We start from the raw sequence: 2,587 nt of genomic DNA, 5'->3' as shown, positions 1-2,587 counted from the left end.
AACTGGAGCGCGGCCCGCGCCGCGAGCAGCAGGAGGGCCGCGCCGGTGCCGATCCGCCGGGCGAACGGCGCGGCGGCGAACGCCGCGACGAACCAGACCAGCGCGTACAGGCCGATGAGCTCGGCGGGCGTGCTGCCCGCGTCACCCACCACGGTGATCAAGGACGGCAGGAACACCCGGACGACGTCCACCAGGACGACCGTGCCCGCCATGACGTCGAGCCGCACCCGCACCACGCACCTCCGGTGTCCCGTAAATGTGAGAGAGCTTCACGTATGTGCCCGGAGGCGCGCAAGAGGGCCCGGGGCTCGACTTCGCCGGTCAACCAAGGTCAGCCCCCGAGAAGCCCGGCCACCGCCCCGCAGTGCGAGCGGGGAGCCGTTCCACCTCATGGATGAGCTGACCGCGCGCGAGAACGTCGAACTGCCCGCCCTGTTCTCCGACGTCCCGCCGCCGCGCCGCGTCCCGCCCGGTGGCGCGCGCCCTGACGCCTGACGCAGCCGAGGCGGAGTTTGCCCGCGGCTGATATCGCCACCTGCTCGCATCGCCTGCCACCGGTCGTCCGGACAAGATCGAAAAGTCGCGGTCTGTCGGTAGGTTTCTGCCATGACTGCTGTGGTGATGAGCGAGGACGAGGCCGCCGACCTCGCCGCTGAGCTGTGCGGGATCGTGGTCGACTACCCCTCGGACGACCCGGTGCGAACCCTCCGGGACTGCGCCGACCGGCTCGCCGCGGACCCGGGCGGCCCGGGCCGCGCCGGGCTCGTCCTCATCCTGAACGCCACCACCCCGTACGCGGTGTCGGGCCGGATCGAGTCGTCCGCACTCCTCGCGGCCATGGCCGCCGCGCTGCGCGCCGCCCTGGAGACCCTCGACCCCGACGCCTGCGACGGCGGCCACCCGCATGCCGACAGCGCCACCTGGGAGGCGGAGGAGGCCGTGAACGTCGGTGCCCGCCTGCTCACCGAGGAGGGCCGGACCTCCCTCGACCCCGACGAGTACGACGAGGAGTACGACCTCCCGCTGGAGGCGTGGACCTGCCCGAAGGCGCTCGCCGCGCTCGCCGCCGAGGGTGTGGCGGACCTGGAGGAGGGGCTGCGGAGGATGCGCGGTGAAGGGCTCACCGACGGCCTCGACGAGCGGTACCTGGGGCCCGGCGGGCGCGTGGACGTGCCGGCGCTGGTCCAGACCGTCCGCGCGTGGTGGCTCGGCCAGCAGGCGTCGGCCGCCGGTCTGTGGGCCGCCCGGCGGATCGTCTCCGGCGAGGCGACCACCCCGCGTGACCGCCTCGCGCTCCTGCTCTCCCTCGGCGTGTGCGTCTCGGCCAGGGAGGAGGGTCTGGGCGATCCGTACCTGTCCGAGATGGAGGCCGCCATCCGGACCGTTGATCTTTCGGCCGGCGAGACCCCGTGCCCCCACGGAGACGCCCCTCATCCGTGGGCCGCCGCCGACCGCCGCGACCGTCCGGTCGCCGTCACGCGCCTCTTCCTCCGGGACGACCCGTCCGCCGAGGAATTCGCCCTGTGGGCCTGCCCCCGCAACCTCGCCGACCTGGCCCGTGAATGCCTCGCGGACTTCGACACCTGGCGAACCACGCACACGAACGAATAAAGCGAACGCCCCGCACGTCGGGTGACTTCCACAGCCATGCACGAGCCGGATGTGGAGCTCACCGACGCGACGCCGCCGCGGCATCACGAACGATGCCGCGGCGACGGTCCATTAGGCCTGGTTCAGACGGCGACGGGTTCGGCGGCTCCGAGTTCGGCGAGGAGCTCGTTCAGCACGATGAGACCGCGCCACGCCTTGGTCATGCCGAAGAGCGCGGAGAAACGCACCACCGCCCTGACCTCGTCCGGAGTTGCTCCGGCCCCGAGAGCGCGCCCCACGTGGGTGCGGAGGCTCTCCTGCAGGGTCTGGAACAGCACGTCCACGGTGATCGTGGCGAACGCGCGCTCCCGGACACTGAGCATCCGCATGCCCGCCCGCATCCGCGACTGCAACTCCATGTAGCGGCCGAAGCCCTCGTCCAACGCGTGGACGTTCTGGAGAACCGCCGCGGGGATGGGGCTTCCCGTCCCGTGGGCGTTCACCTCGTGGCCCGCTCCCGTCGGGGACGCGCCGAGTTCCCGCTCGACTTCGACGAGCCGTCCCAGCGCCGCCGCGGCCGCCGGGTAACCGCTGTCGTAGGCGATGAAGCGGAGGAGTTCCCGCAGGTCGTCAGGGGAGAGGCCGTTGTCGTACGCGAGCTTCACATGCTGCTCGAACGGCGTCCCGAGGGTCTGCTGGCAGACGTCGGCGACGAGGTAGAGCAGCGCCTTCTCCCGCTTGGACAGCTCCGGCAGCCCCTCCCAGAGCGCCTGGCGGGTGGCGTCGGACATCTCCGCGAACACGGGGTCCTGGATCTCGAAACCCATGGGGTTCCCTTCTAAGTGAACGGCTGTAGCGCTACGACTGTAAGGCAACGGGCGCGCGCCTACAATGCCGAATCATGGAAACCACCTCGGCGCCGCGCGGCCGCAACCCGCGCGGCCAGGGCGCGCGGCTGAGAGAGGACATCGTCGCGGCGACCCTGCGGCTGCTGGAC

Annotated in this window: 2 protein-coding genes and 1 pseudogene; 1 reads left to right on the top strand and 2 read right to left on the bottom strand. The window is 71.8% G+C overall.

Features of this window, described 5'->3' with window-relative positions:
- Positions 1 to 233: pseudogene (locus AB0J52_RS35685) on the bottom strand (endonuclease/exonuclease/phosphatase family protein); the annotation flags it as partial.
- A gap of 373 nt (positions 234 to 606) precedes the next feature.
- Between AB0J52_RS35685 and AB0J52_RS35680 the strand changes: the two are divergent.
- Positions 607 to 1,611: a hypothetical protein gene (locus AB0J52_RS35680; RefSeq protein WP_500187336.1), complete on the top strand. Its 1,005-nt coding sequence runs from the start codon at positions 607 to 609 to the stop codon at positions 1,609 to 1,611.
- A 122-nt stretch (positions 1,612 to 1,733) separates the two neighbouring features.
- On the opposite strand, the gene AB0J52_RS35675 is transcribed toward AB0J52_RS35680, so the two are convergent.
- Positions 1,734 to 2,417: a carboxymuconolactone decarboxylase family protein gene (locus AB0J52_RS35675; protein WP_500187335.1), complete on the bottom strand. Its 684-nt coding sequence runs from the start codon at positions 2,415 to 2,417 to the stop codon at positions 1,734 to 1,736.
- Positions 2,418 to 2,587 lie beyond the last annotated feature (170 nt).

Source organism: Spirillospora sp. NPDC049652 (assembly GCF_040675125.1).
Taxonomy (GTDB): domain Bacteria; phylum Actinomycetota; class Actinomycetes; order Streptosporangiales; family Streptosporangiaceae; genus Spirillospora.
Note: the sequence above shows the minus strand (reverse complement) of the source record. Positions and strands in the feature narration are given on the sequence as shown.

What these genes read in the sequence shown, in the direction of transcription:
- AB0J52_RS35680 (WP_500187336.1), top strand. Translation starts at nt 607, where the DNA reads ATGACTGCTGTGGTGATGAGCGAGGACGAGGCCGCCGACCTCGCCGCT.
- AB0J52_RS35675 (WP_500187335.1), bottom strand. Translation starts at nt 2,417, where the DNA reads ATGGGTTTCGAGATCCAGGACCCCGTGTTCGCGGAGATGTCCGACGCC.